Below are 19,966 nucleotides of genomic sequence, written 5' to 3'. Positions count from 1 at the left end.
GTGCGCGGGCGTGGAGGCCGAGCTCGCGGCCGCGCGTGCCGAGGTGGCCGCGCTCCAGGAGCGGGTCGCGGGACTCGAGGCGGAGCTGACCCGGACCCGCCGGGCCGGCCGGGCGGAGCGCGAGGACGCCACGATGCGCACGCGGCTGCTGCTGGACACGTTGCTCCAGGCCGGGCACGGGCTGCGCCAGGAGCTCGGCCTGCCGGTGGTGACCGGCGCACCGGCCGACCGGGTCGAGGCCGAGCTCGCGGAGGCGGGCGTGCGGACACCGAGCGGGACGGCGTCGCTGGCGCTCGACGACCCGGCTCGGCTGCGCGAGCTGCTCGCCCTGCCGCGGGTGCACCTGGTGGTGGACGGCTACAACGTCACCCGGGAGGCCTGGGACCAGCAACCGCTGGAGGCACAGCGCTCCCGGCTGCTGCGCGGCCTCGCCCCGCTTGTGGCGCGCAGCGGCGCGGAGGTGACCGTGGTCTTCGACGGAGCGAACGCCGACACCCGGCCGCCGGTCAGCGCGCCGCGCGGGGTCCGGGTGCTGTTCAGCCCGCGCGACGTCCTCGCCGACGACGTCATCCGCGACCTGGTGGCGGCCGAGCCCCCGGGCCGCCCGGTCGGCGTGGTGACCTCCGACCAGGCGGTCGTGCGCGACGTGGTCCGGCGCCCGGGCGTGCACGCGGTGGCGGCCCGGGCACTGCTCCGCCTGCTCGGCTGAGCCGGGCGGTCCCGGGGTTCTGTCGGTGCCCCCTGCGAGGCTCCTCACAGCTCGACCCACGAGCGCGAAGGAGAGTGAACCGATGAGCGTGCGCATCGACTGCGACAGCTGCCTGGTCCGCGGCCTGTCGTGTCACGACTGCGTCGTGACCGTGCTGCTCGGCCCGCCGCCCGAGCTGGGATTCGACGCCGAGGAGGAGCTGGCGCTGGAGGTGCTCACGAGCTCCGGCCTGGTGCCGCCGCTGCGGATGGTGACTCCGCTGGCCGGCCCTGCGATCGAGTCCGCCTGACCCGGCCACCCTGCGACTTGTGTGACCTCTGGTGCTCGTGTGACCTGTGGGACGGAAGGTGTCGCGAAACACAACGACACCCCGGGGGGTGGGGTTTGGACGGTCGTGACCGTTCGTTTATCGTTCATGACTGGCCGCTGGACCAGTTGACCGACCGGGTCAGCTCAGCGGCCGCGCCGAGTCTGGAACCGCGCCTCATCGGGAGGCATGGCACCGGAGCCGGGGACCCAAGTTCCTGGGGTGAATCCGGCGCACGGAAGGCACGACCGGGATTTCCGGACGAGCCGGAGGTGTGCTGGTAGGGCGATCTTTGCGCCCGAATCCGTCAGCTCACCTGGTAGGCGTCAGACAAAGAGGAGACCGACCGCTCGTGCACGACGGCCGGAAGATCGCCGCGATCGCGGCAACCCTGATTTCCCTGCTCTTCGGAGCGCTCGCCATCGGCATCGGAGTCGGCGCGCCCAGCGCCAGCGCCAAGCCCGACCTGGAGACCGTGAAGAAGCAGGTCGAGACGCTGGACCACCAGGCCGAGCAGGCCTCCGAGCGGTACAACGACGCCCGGGTCAAGCTCGCCACCACGCGGACCAAGCTCGACGCCCTCAACTCCGACCTGGCGCGCCAGCACCAGGTCGTCGAGACGATGCGCGCGCAGGTCGCCACGATGGTCGTCGACCAGTACCAGGGGGACGAGCTCTCCACGACCTCGCAGGTCGTCCTCTCCGACGACCCGGACGCGTTCCTCGACAACCTGAACGCGATGTCGGCGTACAACAACCAGCGCGGCCAGGTGATGCGCGAGTTCAGCACGCAGCTCGACCGCCTGCAGCTGCGCAAGACCGCGGTGACGGCCGAGGCCGAGCGGCTGGCGTCCATCGAGAAGAAGATGAAGGCCGAGAAGGCCGACATCGACGCGAAGGCCGCCAAGGCGAAGAGCCTGCTCGACGACCTCGAGGCCGAGGCGCGGGCCAAGCTGCTCGGCGGCGACTACACCGGCCCGATGCCGGGCGTCCCGGCCAGCGGCCGTGCGGCCGTCGCCATCCGCTACGCGATGGCCCAGGTCGGCAAGGCCTACGTCTACGGCGCCGCCGGTCCGAGCGCCTTCGACTGCTCGGGTCTGATGATGCGCGCCTGGGGTGCCGCCGGTGTCGGCCTGCCGCACTCCTCGCGGGCCCAGCAGGGCTCGGGCATGCGGGTCTCCGAGAGCGACCTCCAGCCCGGCGACCTGGTCTTCTACTACAGCCCGGTCAGCCACGTCGGCATGTACATCGGCAACGGCCTGATCGTGAACGCCGAGAACCCGAGCGTCGGCGTCCGGGTCACCGGCCTGCACTCGATGCCGTACGTCGGCGCCGTCCGTCCCGGCTGATCAAGGACGCGTCAGCGGCCTTGATCGATGGTCGTCGACCGTGCCGAGACGCGGTGAGGTGCGCGCGATCCGCAAGCCGCGTTTCGCCTGCGCCGGTACCGTTCCTCGGGTGAGAACCCGGACCCGTCGTCGGCTGATCGCGCCAGCGCTCGCCGCGGCCGCGGTCCTGCTCGTCGGTTCCGGGTGCTCGCACGACAGCTCGGTCACACCGCCCACCAGCGCGGCGTCCGCTTCTGACGCCCGCGTCGAGCAGGCGCGGTCGGCGGTCCGCACGCTGTCCCGCGCGCTGGCCGACAGAGACGCCGGTGCCGCGGCGGGGACAGGGGTGGCCGGGTCCCGGCAGGTGCTCGAGGCCGCGGCCGCCAACGTCGGCGTACTCGGCCTGACCGACGTCGCCCTCCGGCTCGTCGACGACGACTCCTCAGCGGACCCCGAGGCGCTGCAGAGCTTCGGCCCGGACTCCTGGGAGGGCACCGTCGAGGTGCGCTACCGGATCCCGGGCTGGGACACCGAGACGACCCGGGTGGAGACGCCTTTCGTCTTCGTCCCCGGTGAGCACGGCCAGCAGGTGGCGGCGATCGGCGGTGCCGACGGGCGGACGCCGCTGTGGCTGACCGGCCCCGTCGTGACCCGGCCGGGGGACCGGACCCTGGTGATCAGCCGGACCGGCTCGGCGGCGCGGTACGCGCCGATGCTGCAGCGGGCCCTGGCCGACGTCGCCCGGGTGCTGCCGGACTGGAACGGCCGGCTGGTCCTCGAGGTCCCCGGTTCGGAGGAGGCGCTCGACCAGGCGCTGGACGCCTCCCAGGACCAGTACGCCAACATCGCCGCGGTGACCTCGTCGGTCGACGGCTCGCTCGTGCCGGGTGCCCCGGTGCACGTCTTCCTGAACCCGCGGGTCTTCGACGGCCTCGGTCCCCGCGGGGCCCAGGTCGTGGTCAGTCACGAGAGCACCCACGTGGCGACGGGCGCGACGTTCTCGGACATGCCCACCTGGCTGCTCGAGGGGTTCGCGGACTACGTCGCCCTGGCGCACGCCCGGATCCCGGTCGCGACCGCGGCCTCGCAGATCCTCGCCAGCGTGCGGCGGGACGGACCGCCCGACCACCTGCCGACGCCGACCGAGCTGGCCCCGACCGCCGCCGGCCTCGGTGCCACCTACGAGGAGGCGTGGCTGGCCAACCGGTTCATCGCCCGGGAGCACGGTGAGCGAAAGCTGGTGGCCTTCTACGACGCCGTCAACGCGGGGAAGCCGGTCGCGCAGGCGTTCGCGTCGGTCCTCGGGACCACCGAGGCCGCGTTCGTGAAGCGCTGGCGGGCCGACCTCGCCACGCTGGCCGGCGGCGAGGCGGGCTGACCGTGCCGTCCGGGGACGCGGAGCGACCCACCGTCAGCGTGCGCGTCGCGCTGGCCGTGACCCTGCTGTCCGGGGCGGTGTTCGTGGTGCTCGCGGCGCTGCTGGTGCCCTGGAGCTGGCTGCCGGGCGGGCACGTCGAAGCGGTCCCGGCGACGAGTGTCTTCACCTCCCAGGAGATCGCCCGCGGTGAGCACGTGTCCGGGCTGCTGCGGCACAACGGCTGGGCGAACCTCGCCGCCGGCCTGGTAGTGGCGGTGGTCCTCGGCTTCACCCGGCTCGGCCCGGCGCTGATGTCGCGGCTGCGCGGCCCGTGGGCCATGCGGGTCGTCCTCGGGGCCGGGCTGGTCAGCGCGATCGGCGTGCTGCTCACGCTGCCGTTCGCCTGGCGCGCCCAGCGGATCCAGCTCGACGAGCGGCTCAGCACCCAGTCCTGGTCCGGCTGGGCGTCCGACGAGCTGGTCTCGTTCGCCGTCTCGTGGGCCTTCACGGCGATCGGGCTGCTCGTGGTGATGTGGATCGCCCGGCGCGCGCCACGCACCTGGCCGGCCTGGGCGGCGGCGGGCGCTGCCCTGCTCGCCTTCGCGGGCTCCTACGTCTACCCCGTCGTCGTCGAGCCGTTGTTCAACGACTTCACGCCGATGGCCGCGGGGCCGCTCCGCTCGGACATCCTGGCGCTCGCGGAGCGCGAGCACGTCCACGTCTCCGACGTCCTGGTCGCCGACGCGTCGCGCCGTACGACGACCTTCAACGCCTACGTCAGCGGGATCGGCAACACCCGCCGGATCGTCGTCTACGACACGTTGCTGACGGGCCTGCCGCCGGCCGAGGTCGAGGTGGTGGTCGCGCACGAGCTCGGGCACGCCCGGCACCAGGACGTGCTGGCCGGGACCCTGCTCGGCGCCGCTGGGTCGGCGTTCGGGATCGGCCTGCTCGGCCTGGTCTTCAGCCGTCGTCGGGTGCTCGACCTGGTCGGCGGTCCCGGGGACGTCCGTGCGGTGCCGCTGCTGCTCGCGCTGGTGGCCGTCGGAGCGTTGCTGGCCAGTCCCGTGCAGAACACGATCAGCCGGGCGGTGGAGGCGCGTGCGGACCGTGCGTCGCTGGAGGCGACCGGTGCCACCGACACGTTCATCGCGATGCAGCGCCAGCTCGCGCTGCGCTCGCTCGCCGACCCGACGCCGCCCCGGTGGAGCCAGTTCTGGTTCGGCTCGCACCCGACGGTGCTGCAGCGGATCGGGCTGGCCCAGGCGATGGCCCGGGACTGACCGACCTCATCCGGCGGCCCGGGCATCGGCGGGTCAGCAGGTCGCGGGGTGCTGGCCCGGGCCGGCGGTCGCGCTCGGGTCGACCTTGTCGCAGGTCTTGCTGAGGTCGTCGTCGATCGCGCCGCTGAGGAGGAAGACGATGCCGATGATCAGGGCGGCGACGGCCACGACCATGAGGCCGTACTCGACGGCCGACACGCCGCCCTCGTCACGACGGCGCGGGGAGCGGACGCCCTCGGCCATGGGTCCTGTTCCTTCCCCCTCGGAACGCGGGCGTCCTCACGTCGTCCGCCAGGCACCATGATTTCACCGCCGCGGGAAGGGTCCATCACGCAGATGGCTGGTCCTGGGTGGGCCGGACGGACTGCCGGGGCGCCGGGAACGAGCCCGGTGGACGTCCCGGAGACAGCGAAAACGCGGGCGGTGGCGGGTTCGCCACCGCCCGCGTCTCCAGGCAGCTGGTCCAGCGAGGGTCGTCAGCAGGTCGCGCTGGGGTCGACCGTCCCGTTGGTCGTCACCCCGGTGCTGATCTTGCCGCAGGTCTTGCTGAAGGTGTCCTTGATCATTCCGCCGAACAGGAAGACGACGGCGACGATCAGGGCGGCGATGCCGGCGACCAGGAGGCCGTACTCGACGGCCGATGCGCCATCCTCGTCACGACGCACGATCTTGCGGATGTACTCGAGCATGATGGTTCCCTTCCTGCTGAATCTGCTGGGCGATCAGCAGGTGGCGCTGTTGTTCACCGAGCCGGTGGTGTTCACGCCGGAGCTGATCCGGCCACAGGTCTTGCTGAAGGTGTCCTTGATCATTCCGCCGAACAGGAAGACGACGGCGACGATCAGGGCGGCGATGCCGGCGACCAGCAGGCCGTACTCGACGGCCGAGGCGCCGTCTTCGTCGCGGCGGGTGATGTTGCGGATGTACTCGAGCATGATGGGTTTCCCTCCCCTTGGACGATCGGTCGAGAAACCCTCGACCTTGCGCCCAAAGTGTCCCTTTTGGGACGTTATGCCCGCATCGTCCCACCAGGTAGTTGGCGGTAGTCCTTTCGGACTACTCCGTATCTGCCCCGATGTCGCGAGTTGACAGCGCTCAGCGGGGTTGCTGACCGACGTCGATCAGGCCCAGCCGCATGGCGGCCACCAGTGCCTGGGCGCGGTTCGCCGCGCCGAGCTTCTCGTAGACCTTCGCGATGTGCGTCTTGGCCGTCGACTCGGAGATGTAGAGCTGGCCCGAGATCGCCGCGACGCCGAGCCCGTCGGCGAGCAGGTCGAGCACCTGCCGCTCCCGGTCGGACAGGCGCGGGGTGCTCGACGACATCCTCCGCATCATCGCCTCCGGCAGGCCGGCACAGGTGAACGTCAGCGGTGCGACGGCCGCGTGCCGGGCCGCCGCGATCACCTCGGTGCTGGGCGCGTCCTTCCCGACGAACGCCGACGCGCCGGCGTCCATGGCCGCGAAGATCTGCTCGTCACCGGCGTACATCGTGAGGACGACCAGACCCATGTCCGCACGTTCCTTGCGCAAGGTCCGGACCAGGTCCAGGCCCGAGCCGTCGGGGAGCTGGAGGTCGATCACGGCGACGTCGGGCGTGGTGGCCTCGGCAAGCGTCTCGGCGTCGCCGATGGAACCGGACTGGCCGACCACGGTGAACCCCGCGTCGCGCGCGAAAGCGCCGGCGAGGCCGTGGCGGATCAGCTCGTGGTCGTCGACCAGGATGACGGACGTAGGCATGGATGACCCCCTCGTGCGCCCACCCTAGTCCGAACGGGTGGGGCGCGTGGCTCAATCCAGCCGGACGATGATCCGGGTGCCCCGGTCCGCGATCACCGGGGACTCGACCACCAGGTCGGCACCGATGCGGTCGGCCCGTTCGCGCATGATCTGCAGGCCGTGCGAGTCGGCCCGGCCGGCGCCGAGGCCGTCGCCGTCGTCGATCACCTCGATGGACACGTACGGCGGGTCCACGGTGCAGTTCACCCAGAGGTTCTGGCCACCGGAGTGCCTGCGGGCGTTGTTGATCGCCTCCTGGGTGATCCGGAGGAGCTCGGCCTCGACGGCCTGGCGCAGCCGGATCGTGGACTCGTCCAGCGTCACGTGCACGGTCAGCTCGGAGTGCGAACCGACGTGGCGCGCGAACGAGGCGATGCTCTGCCCGAGGCCTTGGGCCGAGGCGACGTCGTTGCGGAGGTCGAACACCGAGTTGCGCAGCTCCTTGACGACCCGGGTGACCTCGCGGCGCAGCCGCGTCACGTGCTCGTCCTCGCCGTCCGCGCCGGCCAGGTTGTCGATCAGGTAGCCCAGCGACGCGACGTCCTGGGCGATGCCGTCGTGCACCTCGCGGGCGATCCGGTGCCGTTCCTCGCTCACCGCCGACTCCCGGACCGAGGCGAACAGCAGCGCGGCGTTCAACCGGACCGCGTCGTTCTCGAGGGCGCTGAGGACCCGGCCGACCGAACGGTTGTCGGGGCGGGAAACGCAGTCGACGAGGACGATCGCGACCCGTTCGCTGCCGACCGAGAGCGGCAGCACCACCCGGCTCGTCTCGGTGATCGGCTCGCCGGTCCGCCAGCACCGGCGGAGCAGGTCGTCGGCGGGGGAGAGCGCGAACGGGATCGCGCCGGTCGAGAACCGCAGCGGGACGAAGTCGCCGGCGCTGTTCTTGGTCACCACGACGGCCTGGCGGACGACCAGGTCGTCGGCCACGGTCGCGAGCGTCTGGTCGGCGAGGTCGACGGGGTCGAGGCCGGAGGTGAGCCGGCCGGACAGGGCGTGCAGCTGGCGGATCAGCTCCAGGGCGCTGCGGTAGGAGACGTCGTCGTCGCCGTGGTCGAGGTTGCGCCGCGTGATGGTGCCCAGCAGTCCGAGCCCGATCCCGGTCGCGAGCCAGGTGACCGCGCGCGCCGCCAGCTCGGCGTCCGGTTGCCCCGGCGCGATCTGGGAGGTGAGCGTGAGCAGGCCGGCCTCGGTCAGCAGGACCAGGATGACCGGCCGGAGGCCGCCGGTGATGCCGGCGATCAGGGCCGGGGTCGCGAGGTACGGCATCGCCGCCTCGTGCGCCGGGTAGGCGACGACGGCGACGACCGCGGTCAGGCCACCTTCCGCCGCGACCACCGCCGCCGGGGGGACCCGCGGGAAGAGCGAGAGCACCTGGGCGCCGGCGGCGATGCCGGCGACCCACCAGACCCCGTCGAGCTGGACGTCGCCGACAAGCGCCGTGATCGCGATGACGACCAGGGTGAAGACCCTGGCCGCTGCCGCGACGCGATTGAGTTCGCTCACCCGACCTTGCCGGAGAAGTTGTCCATGATCGAGATGCCGGCAGGCCCGAGCACCGCGATGAAGAGGCAGGGCAGGATGCAGAAGATCAGCGGGATCAGGATCTTGACCGGGACCTTCTGGGCCTGCTCCTCGGCCCACTGACGGCGTTTGACCCGGATCTCGGAGGACTGCACCCGGAGCACCTGGCCGATCGGGATGCCGAACGCGTCCGCCTGGACCATCGCGCTCACGAAGGCGCGCAGGTCGGGCAGGTTCGTGCGGTCGGCCATCGAGCGAAGGGCGTCGGTCCGTCCGCGCCCGATCTGCATCTCCTGCAGCAACCGGGCGAACTCCTCGGCCAACGGGCCGTCGGTGTTGCGCGCGACCTGTGCCACCGAGGCGTCGAACCCGAGGCCCGACTCGACCGAGATGGTGAGCAGGTCGATCGCGTCCGGCAGCGCCTTCTGGAGCTTCGCGGAGCGGTCGTAGGCCTGCTGGTAGAGGTACAGGTTCGGCGCCATGTAGCCGGCCACCGAGGCCGCCACCACGAAGCCGAGCGTCGGCAGGAACGTCAGGCCCATGGCGAGGGAGATCAGCAGCGAGACGGCCAGGGCGCCGAAGAAGCCGACCACCTTGCCGGCGCTCACCCGGTCCGCGGTCCAGCCCGCGGGGTTGCCGGCGAGCTCGAGCTTCTCGTGGATCCGCTCGTTCGCGTCGGCGGGCGTGAGCTTGCGGCCCAGACCCTGCGCCCGCGCCAGCAGCGGCAGCAGCACCCGCTCGCCGAACGGCGCGTCGAGCTCGGTCTTCATCTCCGCGGGGGCGGAGGTAAGGGCCTCGAGCACGGCGATCGAGCGGCCGACGCCGCCCTCCGCCTTCGGGGCCAGGACCAGGGCGGCGATCACCATCGCGAGCGCGGCGAAGATCAGGACGACCCCGGCGATCATCACTGTCGAGCTCATCTCACACCTCCACCTTCGCGACCTTGCTCATCCAGAAGATGCCCACCGACAGCAGAACGACCATCGCGATGCACATCATGATGCCGATCGGGCTGGTGTACAACGGTTTGACGTAGTCCGGGCGCGTGACCGTCAGGTACACGAGGAACGCCGGCGGCAGCCCGCCGAGGATCCAGCAGGACAGCCGGCCCTCGGCGGACAGCGCCCGCACGTGCCGCCGGATGTACTCGCGCTCGCGGAGCGTGCCGGCCACGTTGAGGAGCAGCTCGGCCAGGTTGCCGCCGACCTCGCGCTGGATCCGGATCGCCATCACGACCCACTTGAAGTCCGTGCTCTGCATCCGCACCGCGACGCCGTCGAGCGCGTCCTCCAGGCCGACGCCGAGGCGGCTCTCCACGATCACGCGCTTGAACTCGGACGTGATCGGCTCGGAACCCTCGCGGACGATCGTGTCCAGCGACTGCGCCAGGGACAGGCCGGCCGAGAGGCTGCCGGACATCAGCTGCAGGGTGTCCGCGAGCCCGGCGTCGAACGCCTTCAGGCGCTGCGACTCCTTGTAGGACAGGTAGATCCACGGACCGATCGCGCCGAGCAGCAGCATCAGCAGCATGAAGATCGGGTTCCCGCCGCTGATCAGCAGCCCGAGCGTGCCGGCGCCGAACGTGATGCCGAGGTGCAGCAGCAGCCACTCCGAGGACTTCAGCGCCATCCCGGCCGCCTCGAGCTTGCCGGTGATCCGGGCCTCGAACGACTGGTTGGTGGAGAGCACGTTCGCGGCGGCCTGGCGGGCCTGCTCGGCGAGCGTGCTCGACGAGACCTGCGGCCCGCCCGCGCCGCCGGAACCGTTCGCCGAGTAGAACTGGAGCTGGTCCGACAGCGTGGTCTCGCGGCTGGCCCGTGGCTTGGCGGTGAACCCGATGAGGAGCCCGATGGCGCCCAGGCCGATCGCGGCGATCGCGGCGTACATGACGACTTGGGGGACCTGCGGGCCGGTCGAGCTCGACACCAGCGCGGTGTCCGTGGGGGCCGTCGCGCCGGGAGCGGTAGCGGCAGGGTCCTTGACCGAGACGAACGCGGTCGCGGAGTGCTCGGTGCCGCCGGCCTCGAGCGACACGTCGACGGAGGCGTCGGGGCGCTGCTGGTCGGCCGGGACGGTGGCGGTGACGAGGACCTGCCGGGCGAGCGCATCGGCCTCGCTGCTGAAGGCCTGGTCCAGGGCCGCGGCGTCCGCGGAGACCACCCGGCCCTTGCCGGCCTCGGACATCTGCACCAGCGGCGCGGGCGCGGCGGCACCCTGCTCGAGGGCGACCACGTCGACCTTCGCGCCGGACTTCCGGATCGCGCTGATCACCGGGTCGAGCGGCTTCTTGGTGTTGTCCTGGCCGTCGGAGAGGACCAGGACCTGGCGCTGGCCGTCCTCCCTGGCCACCGTGGCGACCGCGGTCTCGACGCCCTCGTAGAGCGCGGTGTTCACCTTGAGGTCGAGATGACCGATGACGTCCTTCGACGCGGCCCGGTCCAGGCTCGGCTCCTGGCGTACGGCGACGCCGTTGTCGAACGTGACGATGCCGACCTTGACGTTGTCCGGGACGGAGTCGAGGTAGGTGAGCGCGGCCCGCTCGGCGGCGGCGATCCGGGCGCCCTTCATGCTCTGGCTGGTGTCGATCGCGAGCATCGTGGTGCGGGCGATCTCGTCGGTCGAGTCGGCGTTGACGGCCGTCGCGTCGGTCGGGGTGCCGCCCACGGTGACCTTGACGGTCCCGAGGTCGACCGCGGTGTCGCCGGGCACCGAGACGAGGAGCTTCAGGCGCCCCTGCGCGACCTCGGCGTGGTCGATGCTCGCCTCCCCGTCCGCGGCGTACGCGGATCCGAGCAGCGCGGTGCCCAGCAGGAACGGGACCGCGACTGCCGCGGCTCCGAGCCGGCGCAGCCGCCGGTTCACGACTGCAGCTCCGGGATGAAGACGCGCGGGTCGACGGACACGTTGGCGAAGGCCATCTTCTCCAGGAACTTGGGACGCAGGCCGGTGGCCTTGAGCGTGCCGAGGCTGCGGCCCTCGTGGTCGAACCCCGCGCTGTGGTCGAAGACGAAGATGTCCTGGAGGGTGATCACGTCGCCCTCCATGCGCTCCACCTCGGTGACGTGCGTGATCCGGCGGGTCCCGTCCTTCAGGCGGGCCTGGTGCACGATCACGTCGACCGCGGAGGCGACCTGCTCGCGGATCGCGCGGATCGGCAGGTCCATGCCGGCCATCAGCACCAGGGTCTCCAGGCGGGCCAGGGTGTCGCGCGGGCCGTTGGAGTGGACCGTGCAGATCGAGCCGTCGTGACCGGTGTTCATCGCCTGCAGCATGTCGAGCGCGGACGCGTCCCGGACCTCACCGACGACGATGCGGTCCGGCCGCATGCGCAGTGAGTTGCGGACCAGGTCGCGGATGCTGACCTCGCCCTTGCCCTCGATGTTCGACGGGCGGGACTCGAGCCGGACGACGTGGTCCTGTTTGAGCTGGAGCTCGGCGGCGTCCTCGATCGTCACGATCCGCTCGTCGCTCGGGATGAACGAGGAGAGCACGTTGAGGGTCGTCGTCTTGCCGGCACCGGTACCGCCGGAGACGACGACGTTGAGCCGGCCGCGCACGCAGGCGTCCAGGAAGTCGGCGGTCTTGCGCGACAGCGTGCCGAACTCGATGAGGTGCTCCGAGGTGAGCGGGTCCTTGGAGAACTTGCGGATCGTCAGCGAGCTGCCGTCGATCGCCAGCGGCGGGACGACCGCGTTCACGCGGCTCCCGTCGGGCAGGCGGGCGTCGACCATCGGGGAGGACTCGTCGATGCGGCGGCCGATGCGGGAGACGATCTTGTCGATCGTCCGGCGCAGGTGGGCCTCGTCGTTGAACGAGCCGTCGACGCGCTCCAGGCGACCGGACCGCTCCAGCCAGATGTCGAACGGCCCGTTGACCATGACCTCGGCGACCGCGTCGTCGCGCAGGTACGGCTCCAGCGGCCCGTAGCCGAGGATGTCGTCGGCGATCTCCTGGGTGATCCGCTGCCGGTCGGTGCCGGTGAGCGGCTGGTTCGTCGCCGCCATCACGTCGGCGAGGGCCTGGCGGACCATCGCCTCGAGCTCGTGCGGGCTCAGGTTGGCGTCGTACAGCTTGGGACCGAGCTGGACCAGGAGCTCCTCGTGCACGGTCTCCTTGAGGTCGTCGAAGCGGCCCTTCTGGCGCTCCTTGACGGCCGGGCTGTACTGCCGGACCTGCTCCCGCTCGGCGGGGACCGATGTGGAGGCCGGCGCGGAGGCCGGTGCTGCGACGGGTGCCGAGGCCGCCGGGGCCAGACGCTCCGGCTCGGGCGCCGGCGGCGGCGGCGGAGGTGCCGCGTGCAGGCCGACCACCCTCCCGTCGCCCGCCGTCCCCGCGCCGCTGCTCGGTCCGCCGGTGCCGCGCATCAGATCCGCGAGCCTGTCGGAGAAGTCGCTCATCAACCCACCCCCCTTTACTTCCTACGCCGTCCGAAACGGCGCTTCTGCTCCGGCTCCTCGATCGGCCGGTTCGGTGCCGTGCTGACCGATTTCCCGTCGCGGGCGCCGGACAGCATCCCGGCGAGCTGGACGAACGTCCTGCTGACGGGGTGCTCCGGGCGGCTCAGCACGATCGGGCGCCCGTGGTTGGTCGCGTTGGCGACAGCGAGCGCCGACGGCAGCGCCACCGCGACGGGCATCTTGAGCAGGCTCTCGACGTTGGCGGGGGAGAGCCCCACCTCGTCGTCGGCCCGGTTCAGCAGCAGGTGCCGGTTGCCCGGGACCAGGTCGAGCGCGTCGAGGGTCTCGATGGCCAGCTTGGTGTTCTTGACCGTCGGGACGTCCAGCGTCGCGACCAGGACGCACTCGTTGGTCTCGGCGAACGCGTGCAGCACCTGGTCGTCGAACGACGGCGCGGCGTCGACGACGACGTAGTCGAACTGGGTCCGCAGGATCTGCAGCACCCGGCGAACCAGGCCGGGGGAGATGCGGTCCTTGCCCTCGGGATGGGTCGGCGCGGCCAGGATGGAGCAGGTCTCGTGCCGGGTCAGCAGCGTCTCGAGCAGGCTGAAGTCGAGGTGCTCCTCGGTGCCGACCGCCTCGAGGACGGTGTGCTCCGGGATCAGCTGCAGCGTGATCGCGACGTCGCCGAAGGCGAGGTCGAGGTCGACGATGCAGACCCGCGCGGCGCCGTTGGCGCCGAGCGCGATAGCGAGGTTGACGGCCACCGTGGTCTTGCCGACGCCGCCCTTGGGCGAGAAGACGGTGATGACCTTGCCGTCCTTGTCGCCGCGCTGGACGTCCGGTCCCTTGATCGCCTCCCAGGTCTGCCGTGCGCGCACCACCGCCGCGGACATCCCGTCGATGTCGGCGGCGCCGACGACGGCCGGGATCCCGGCGCGCATCGCCTGCTGGAAGACGTCGGAGCTGAGCTCGTGGCGCAGGAGCACGACGTCGGTGGTCGGCCGCGTGCGGTGCAGCACGGAGGCGATCGAGATCGCCTCCTCCAGGCCGATGTTCGGGCCGACGACGACCGCGTACTCCTCGCCCTGGTGCATCAGCCAGTTGTCGAGCTGGGCAGCGTTCGCCACCACCTGGGTGCCGGCGGGCAGGCCGGACACCAGGGCGGTGGCCCAGGCTGAGTCTGACTCGACGAGGACGGGCATGGACGGCCTTTCGCGGGCTCTGGGCGTCAGCGGAACAGGTTGGACGCGTTGGCCCCGCCGTCCGGCTTGACCACCGAGTCCTCGTTGAGGAGGCCGAACGCGAGCTCGCCTCCGCCGCCGCCGCCGTTGACGGCGTACATGATCTTCTCGGCCTGCTGCTGGTTGACGCCGAGCGTGAACAGCGTACGGGGAAGCTGCTCGGTGGTCTGGGCGCCGGACGGATCGGTGGTCGTGGTCGGGACGACGGTGGTCGTGCCGACGGCGATCACCTCGACGTCGGGCAGGAGGATGCGCGACGCGGTGGCGTTGGAGAGGAAGATCGCGACGTGGTCGCCCGGGTTCACGAAGCCGGCCACGCGGGCGGTGTCGGTCAGGTTGACCGACATCGCGATCGAGCCCTTGGGGATCGTCAGGGTGCTGGTGGCCGCCGCGGTCGGGGCGAACTTGTTGACCACGACCTGCTCGCCCGGGTACATCGTCGTCTGGGCGATCATGCCCTCGACCGGGGCGAGCGTGTCGAGCGCTCCCTCGAGCTTGGACCCCTGGTCGACCTTGCCCTCCTCGATCTTGCCGGCGGCCTGGGCCGCGGCGACCGTCTCGCCGGCGTTGATCTGGGTCTTCACCTTGAGCACCGTGACCGCGTTGAACTGCTTGACTGCCCGGTCGTCGGCCCCGCGGACGTACAGCACGACGAGCAGCGTGCCCATCGCGGCGATCAGCGCTGCGACGACGAGTAGAACTTTCCTGCGGTCCATGGCCGAGGCCTTCCCTTCAGCGGCGCCCCCCAAGTGCGGCCGCCGTTCCCCGTTCGTGTGGGGTTTCCGGACAAGCGCGCGAGCACCGAAGTGTGGTCCGACCAGCACGCCTCCCGGTGCTGGTGCACGGGCAACTCTGCCCGATAGTCCGGCTGGACGCACGCGCCTCAGCAGGAATGATCCGAGAAGAACATCCCGAATAGTCCGAAATGACTACTTGGGACGAAATTCCCGAATTGTTCTGTGGCCCGTGTGACAGAAGTGAACTGGTGCCGGATTCGGGACCTCGGTCTCGGGGACCAAGGTCACCGGGACCAAGGTCACCGGGACCAAGGTCACGGGACCAGGTCAGCGGGAGTAGAGCGCCTCGACCTCGTCGACGTTCTCGCGCATCACGACGTTGCGCTTGAGCTTCAGGCTCGGGGTGAGCTGTCCGCCCTCCTCGGTCCACTCGCCGGGAAGGATCCGGAACTTGCGGATCGACTCCGCCTTCGAGACCGCCTTGTTGGCGTCGTCGACCGCGCCCTCGATCTCGGCGAGCAGGTCCGGGTCGTCCAGCAGGCGCGTCACGTCGGTGGTCTTCCCGTGCTGCTCGGCCCAGCCCGGCACCGTCTCGCGGTCCAGGGTCACGAGTACGCCGATGAAGGGCCGGCCGTCGCCGACGACGATGCACTGGTCGACGAGCAGGTGAGCGCGGAGCCGGTCCTCCAGCACCGCGGGCGCGACGTTCTTGCCGCCGGCCGTCACCAGGATCTCCTTCTTCCGCCCGGTGATCCGGACGAAGCCCTCGTCGTCGATCTCGCCGACGTCCCCGGTGTGGAACCAGCCGTCGGCGTCCTTCGCCTCCGCGGTCGCCTCGTCGTTGCGCCAGTAGCCGGCGAAGACCTGGCCGCCGCGGAACAGCAGCTCGCCGTCGTCGGCGACGCGGACCGCGGTGCCCTGCAGCGGGCGGCCGACGGTCCCGACCTTCTGCGCGTCGGGGAGGTTCACGGTCAGCGCGGCCGTGGTCTCGGTCAGGCCGTAGCCCTCGAGCACGTTCACCCCGATCCCGCGGTAGAAGTGGCCGAGCCGGTCGCCGAGCGGGGCACCGCCGGAGACGGCGTACTCGCAGCTGCCACCCAGCGCGGCGCGCAGCTTGCCGTAGACGAGCTTGTCGAAGACCGCGTGCTGGGCGCGGACCGCGAGGCTCGGCCGGCCGGACTCGAGGCCGCGGGACCACGCCATCGCGACCTCCGACGCCCGGTTGAAGATTCGGCCCTTGCCGTCGGCGACCGCGCGCTGCGAGGCGGTGTTGAAGACCTTCTCGAACACCCGCGGCACGGCCAGGATGAACGTCGGCTTGAACTCGGCGAAGTCGTCCAGCAGGTTCTTGATGTCCGCGCTGTGGCCCAGCCGGACCCGCGCCTTGATGCAGCCGACCTGGATGATCCGGGCGAACACGTGCGCCAGCGGCAGGAACAGCAGCGTCGCTGCGCCCGAGGTGTCGAAGAGGTTCTCCAGCTCGTCGACCGCCACGGTGAGCTCGAAGGCGAAGTTGCCGTGGGTGAGCATGCAGCCCTTCGGGCGCCCGGTCGTGCCGGAGGTGTAGATCAGCGTCGCGAGCGAGTCCGGGCCGGCCGACGTACGGCGCTCCTCGAGCTGGGCATCGCTGATCTCCTCGCCGAGCGTGGTCAGCACCGCGACGGCGTTGTCCTCGATCGACCAGACGTGGTGGACCTCGGCGACCCGGTCGCGGATCTCCTTCAGGCGCGCGGTGTGCTCGGGGGTCTCCGCGACGACGGCGCGCGCGCCGGAGTCCGCGAGGATCCACTCGATCTGCTCGGCGCTCGAGGTCTCGTAGATCGGCACGGTCGCGGCGCCGGCGAACCAGATCGCGTAGTCGAACAGCGTCCACTCGTAGCGGGTCCGCGACAGCAGCGCGACCCGGTCTCCCGGCTCGACGCCGGCCGCGACCAGGCCCTTGGCCACCGCACGCACCTCGGCGAGGAACTCGGCCGCCGTCACCGAGGACCAGCCCTGCGCCGTGCGGCGCGAGAAGAGGACGGTGTCCGCGTGCTCCGTCCCGTTCACGACCACGTCGTCGGTCAGGTTGCCGACCCCGGGGACGTCGACCTGCAGGGGGGTGGAGTACTCGCGCACGCTGCTCCTCGTCGCTCTCTGCTCGCGGGCTGGATGCTGCCCATCAACTCCTGCACGGTACTAGTCGCCCGACTTGATCCGATAGCCTCGTCGGCATGCCTGAACAGACGACCTCGAGCATCGTGATCGGCGCCACACCCGAGGCCGTCATGGCCGTGATCGTCGACTTCGAGCGCTACCCGTCCTGGGTCCAGGGCATGAAGACCGTCGAGGTGACCAGCACCGACGCCGACGGGCGCGCCGAGCAGGTGCACTTCGTGCTCGAGGCGGCCCCGATCAAGGACGCCTACACCCTGGCCTACGACTACGTCTCGGACACCACGCTGCGCTGGCACCTGACCGAGGGCAAGATGCTGCGCGCGATGGAGGGCTCCTACGACCTCGTCGCGACGGGCGCCGGTACCGAGGTCACCTACAAGCTCGCCGTCGACGTGGCGATCCCGATGATCGGGATGCTCCGTCGCAAGGCGGAGAAGGTGATCATCGACACCGCGCTCAAGGGGCTGAAGAAGCGCGTCGAGTCCCTCGGTTGAGCGTGGTCGGCGAGCTGATCGGAGTGACCCCGCCGCGGATCATCCTGTTCACCGGCAAGGGCGGTGTCGGCAAGACGACCTCGGCGGCCGGGACGGCGACGCTCGCGGCGCGCCGCGGCGAGCGGACGCTGGTGCTCTCCACCGACGCGGCGCACTCGCTCGCCGACGCGTTCGGCGAGCCGGTCGGTCCCGAGCCGACCCAGGTGGCCGCGAACCTGTGGGTGCACCAGGTCGACACCCAGCGCCGGTTCGAGCGCTCCTGGGGCGAGCTGCAGAGCTACCTGCTCTCGGTGCTCGACGCCGCCGGGGTCGACCCGATCACGGCCGAGGAGCTCACCGTGATCCCCGGCGCCGAGGAGGTGCTGGCGCTGCTCGAGCTGCGCACGCACGCGCTCTCCGGCGACTGGGACGTGATCGTGGTCGACTGCGCGCCGACCGCCGAGACGCTCCGGCTGCTGGCCCTGCCCGAGGCACTGAACTGGTACATGTCGCGGATGTTCGGCGTCCAGCGCAAGGTCGTCCGCGCGCTCCGGCCGGTGCTCACCCGGGCCGCCGGCGTCCCGATGCCCGAGGACTCGGTCTTCGACGCGGTCGAGCGGCTGCACCGCGATCTCGAGGACGTGCAGCGGATCCTCACCGACAAGACCGCGAGCGTGCGGCTGGTGCTGACACCGGAGACCGTCGTGGTCGCCGAGGCGCGGCGCTCGCTCACGACCCTCTCGCTGTACGGCTACCGGGTCGACGGCGTCATCGCGAACCGGGTGTTCCCGGACGCCGACGGCGACCCGTGGCGCGCGTCCTGGGTGGCGGCGCAGTCCGAGGTGCTCGCCGAGGTCCGCCAGTCGTTCGTCGACCTGCCGGTCTACCTGTCGTCGTACCAGCCGGGCGAGCCGATGGGCGTCGAGGCGCTGGGCGGCTTCGCCGAGGCGGCGTACGCCGGCGCGGACCCGCTGGCCACCCCGACCGGCGACGGGCCGATGACCATCTCCCGGACCGCGACCGGGGCGGTCCTGCGGATCGCGCTCCCGTTCGCCGAGAAGAAGGACGTCGACCTCGCCCGGCACGGCGACGAGCTGGTCGTCACCGTCGGGTCCTATCGTCGGCTCCTGGCCCTGCCGGCGGCACTCGCCCGGCACACGGTCACCGGGGCGCGGGTCGAGGACGGCTCGCTCCAGGTCAAGTTCCGCATCGATCCCGAGGAGTCCTGATGGCTGACGAGACCGGTGGCACTCCCGGGGGCGGCGGCGACCCCCGCCAGGGGCCGAACGGCGAGCCGATCGGCAGCGTCGGGGAGGAGGCGGCGAAGCTGTTCGTCGCCCTGTCCGGCTGGGCCAAGGAGCAGGGCGCCGGCACGGCCGGGTCTGCGGCCGGGTCTGCGGCCGGTGCGGCGCAGGCGGTCACCGACGCGATGCACAACATCAACGAGCACATCGCCACCGACGGCCAGGACTGCCGCTACTGCCCGGTCTGCCAGGTGATCTCCGCGGTCCGCACGACCAGCCCCGAGGTCAAGGCGCACCTCGCCGTGGCGGCGAGCTCGCTGATGCACGCCGCGGCCGGGGTGCTCGCCACCCAGGTTCCCGCGGACGGCAAGCAGTCCCCGGTGGAGAAGATCGACCTCGACGACGAAGGCTGGGACGAGTCGTGACCCCGGCCGACCTGACCATCGGCATCGACGTCGGTGGCACCAAGATCGCCGGCGGCGTGGTGGACGCGAGCGGCACGGTCGTCGCGGAGGCCCGCCGGGAGTCGCCGGCCGCGCACCCGGCGTCGATCGCCGACAGCATCGCCGACATGGTCGCCGAGCTCCGCACCTCCCACGAGGTCGCGGCCGTCGGCGTGGCCGCCGCCGGGTTCATCGACCTCGACCGCCGCGAGGTCATGTTCGCGCCGAACCTGGCCTGGCGCGACGAGCCGCTGCTCGCGCTGGTCAGCGACCGGGTCGGCCTGCCCACCGTGATCGAGAACGACGCCAACGCCGCCGCCTGGGCCGAGCACCGGTTCGGCGCCGGGCAGGACGCGCGCACGCTGCTGATGGCAGCGATCGGCACCGGCATCGGGGGAGGGCTGGTGCTCGACGGCCAGCTGTTCCGCGGCGGTTTCGGGGTCGCCGCCGAGTTCGGCCACCTGCGGGTGGTGCCGGACGGGCGGATCTGCGCCTGCGGCCTGCACGGTTGCTGGGAGGCCTACGGCTCCGGCACCGGGCTGACCGTCCGGGCCCGTGAGCTCGCGGTGGCCGACCCGGGTTCGGCCGCGCTCCTGCTGGAGCTCGCCGGCGGCGACCCGGCCGCGATCCGGGGGCCGCTGGTCTCCGAGGCCGCCGAGCGCGGCGACCCGGCCAGCCTGCAGAGCTTCCGCGAGCTGGCCGAGTGGATCGGCCAGGGGCTGGGCAGCCTGACCGCCGTCCTCGACCCGGACGTGATCGTCGTCGGCGGCGGGGTCAGCGAGTCCCCGGCGCTCGAGCTGGACGTGATCGTGGCGTCGTACGGGCCCGCGGTGACGGGGTTCGGCCACCGGCCCGTGCCGGCGATCCGGTTCGCGGAGCTCGGCAACAAGGCCGGGCTCATCGGCGCCGCGGACCTGGCCCGCGGCTGAGAGAGCGTCGTCAGGCGTGGTCGCTGGCAAGGCGGAGGAGGGAAGGCGCCCTTCGA

Annotated in this window: 20 protein-coding genes and 1 riboswitch; of the genes, 9 read left to right on the top strand and 11 right to left on the bottom strand. The window is 71.6% G+C overall.

Annotated elements, in window-relative coordinates:
* The 5 genes from AB4Y76_RS15815 to AB4Y76_RS15795 form a co-directional block, all read left to right on the top strand.
* Positions 1–709, top strand: a 709-nt coding sequence (locus AB4Y76_RS15815) for an NYN domain-containing protein (RefSeq protein ID WP_441926955.1), incomplete at its 5' end; no start/stop codon positions are given.
* Positions 710–791: 82 nt separating this feature from the next.
* Entirely contained in the window at positions 792–998 is a 207-nt protein-coding gene (locus AB4Y76_RS15810; protein ID WP_441926953.1) for a hypothetical protein, read from the top strand.
* A gap of 181 nt (positions 999–1,179) precedes the next feature.
* Positions 1,180–1,357, top strand: a riboswitch (cyclic di-AMP (ydaO/yuaA leader).
* An 11-nt stretch (positions 1,358–1,368) separates the two neighbouring features.
* Positions 1,369–2,364, top strand: a complete 996-nt coding sequence (locus AB4Y76_RS15805) for an NlpC/P60 family protein (RefSeq protein ID WP_441926951.1) — start codon at positions 1,369–1,371, stop codon at positions 2,362–2,364.
* A gap of 109 nt (positions 2,365–2,473) precedes the next feature.
* Complete coding sequence (locus AB4Y76_RS15800) at positions 2,474–3,721, top strand: hypothetical protein (RefSeq protein ID WP_441926949.1); 1,248 nt, start codon at positions 2,474–2,476, stop codon at positions 3,719–3,721.
* Between the two features lie 2 nt (positions 3,722–3,723).
* Complete coding sequence (locus AB4Y76_RS15795; RefSeq protein ID WP_441926947.1) at positions 3,724–4,983, top strand: M48 family metallopeptidase; 1,260 nt, start codon at positions 3,724–3,726, stop codon at positions 4,981–4,983.
* A 33-nt stretch (positions 4,984–5,016) separates the two neighbouring features.
* On the opposite strand, the gene AB4Y76_RS15790 is transcribed toward AB4Y76_RS15795, so the two are convergent.
* From AB4Y76_RS15790 to AB4Y76_RS15740, 11 genes are all read right to left on the bottom strand, one after another.
* The gene (locus AB4Y76_RS15790; protein WP_441926945.1) at positions 5,017–5,226 is read right to left on the bottom strand and encodes a Flp family type IVb pilin; all 210 of its coding nucleotides are present in this window, start codon (positions 5,224–5,226) and stop codon (positions 5,017–5,019) included.
* 233 nt (positions 5,227–5,459) lie between these two features.
* Entirely contained in the window at positions 5,460–5,672 is a 213-nt protein-coding gene (locus AB4Y76_RS15785) for a Flp family type IVb pilin (protein ID WP_441926943.1), read from the bottom strand.
* A 33-nt stretch (positions 5,673–5,705) separates the two neighbouring features.
* Complete coding sequence (locus AB4Y76_RS15780) at positions 5,706–5,918, bottom strand: Flp family type IVb pilin (protein WP_441926941.1); 213 nt, start codon at positions 5,916–5,918, stop codon at positions 5,706–5,708.
* Between the two features lie 160 nt (positions 5,919–6,078).
* The gene (locus AB4Y76_RS15775; RefSeq protein WP_441926939.1) at positions 6,079–6,720 is read right to left on the bottom strand and encodes a response regulator transcription factor; all 642 of its coding nucleotides are present in this window, start codon (positions 6,718–6,720) and stop codon (positions 6,079–6,081) included.
* Positions 6,721–6,771: 51 nt separating this feature from the next.
* The gene (locus tag AB4Y76_RS15770) at positions 6,772–8,268 is read right to left on the bottom strand and encodes a sensor histidine kinase (RefSeq protein WP_441926937.1); all 1,497 of its coding nucleotides are present in this window, start codon (positions 8,266–8,268) and stop codon (positions 6,772–6,774) included.
* Positions 8,265–9,206, bottom strand: coding sequence for a type II secretion system F family protein (locus AB4Y76_RS15765; protein ID WP_441926935.1), 942 nt, complete (start codon positions 9,204–9,206; stop codon positions 8,265–8,267). Before AB4Y76_RS15765 ends, AB4Y76_RS15770 begins: the two co-directional genes overlap by 4 nt.
* Position 9,207: 1 nt before the next feature.
* Positions 9,208–11,148, bottom strand: coding sequence for a type II secretion system F family protein (locus AB4Y76_RS15760; protein ID WP_441926933.1), 1,941 nt, complete (start codon positions 11,146–11,148; stop codon positions 9,208–9,210).
* Entirely contained in the window at positions 11,145–12,683 is a 1,539-nt protein-coding gene (locus AB4Y76_RS15755) for a CpaF family protein (protein ID WP_441926931.1), read from the bottom strand. Before AB4Y76_RS15755 ends, AB4Y76_RS15760 begins: the two co-directional genes overlap by 4 nt.
* Positions 12,684–12,697: 14 nt before the next feature.
* Complete coding sequence (locus AB4Y76_RS15750; RefSeq protein WP_441926929.1) at positions 12,698–13,888, bottom strand: AAA family ATPase; 1,191 nt, start codon at positions 13,886–13,888, stop codon at positions 12,698–12,700.
* Positions 13,889–13,914: 26 nt separating this feature from the next.
* A complete protein-coding gene (cpaB, locus tag AB4Y76_RS15745) occupies positions 13,915–14,643 on the bottom strand; it encodes a Flp pilus assembly protein CpaB (protein WP_441926927.1) in 729 nt (242 codons plus the stop codon).
* Positions 14,644–14,991: 348 nt separating this feature from the next.
* Positions 14,992–16,782: an AMP-dependent synthetase/ligase gene (locus AB4Y76_RS15740; protein WP_441926925.1), complete on the bottom strand. Its 1,791-nt coding sequence runs from the start codon at positions 16,780–16,782 to the stop codon at positions 14,992–14,994.
* A gap of 95 nt (positions 16,783–16,877) precedes the next feature.
* Between AB4Y76_RS15740 and AB4Y76_RS15735 the strand changes: the two genes are divergently transcribed.
* The 4 genes from AB4Y76_RS15735 to AB4Y76_RS15720 are packed head-to-tail and all read left to right on the top strand — an operon-like array spanning position 16,878 to position 19,910.
* Positions 16,878–17,315, top strand: a complete 438-nt coding sequence (locus tag AB4Y76_RS15735; protein WP_441926923.1) for an SRPBCC family protein — start codon at positions 16,878–16,880, stop codon at positions 17,313–17,315.
* Positions 17,316–17,317: 2 nt separating this feature from the next.
* Positions 17,318–18,523, top strand: a complete 1,206-nt coding sequence (locus AB4Y76_RS15730) for an ArsA family ATPase (protein WP_441926959.1) — start codon at positions 17,318–17,320, stop codon at positions 18,521–18,523.
* Positions 18,523–18,963 (top strand): hypothetical protein, encoded by a 441-nt coding sequence (locus AB4Y76_RS15725; RefSeq protein ID WP_441926922.1) that lies wholly within the window; start codon positions 18,523–18,525, stop codon positions 18,961–18,963. Before AB4Y76_RS15730 ends, AB4Y76_RS15725 begins: the two co-directional genes overlap by 1 nt.
* Positions 18,960–19,910, top strand: coding sequence for an ROK family glucokinase (locus AB4Y76_RS15720; RefSeq protein WP_441926920.1), 951 nt, complete (start codon positions 18,960–18,962; stop codon positions 19,908–19,910). The genes AB4Y76_RS15725 and AB4Y76_RS15720 overlap by 4 nt, the downstream gene beginning before the upstream one ends.
* Positions 19,911–19,966 lie beyond the last annotated feature (56 nt).

Source organism: Marmoricola sp. RAF53 (genome assembly GCF_052114005.1).
Taxonomy (GTDB): Bacteria; Actinomycetota; Actinomycetes; order Propionibacteriales; family Nocardioidaceae; genus Marmoricola.
The sequence above is the reverse complement of the archived record's forward strand: the minus strand, read 5'-3'. Positions and strand labels throughout refer to the sequence as shown.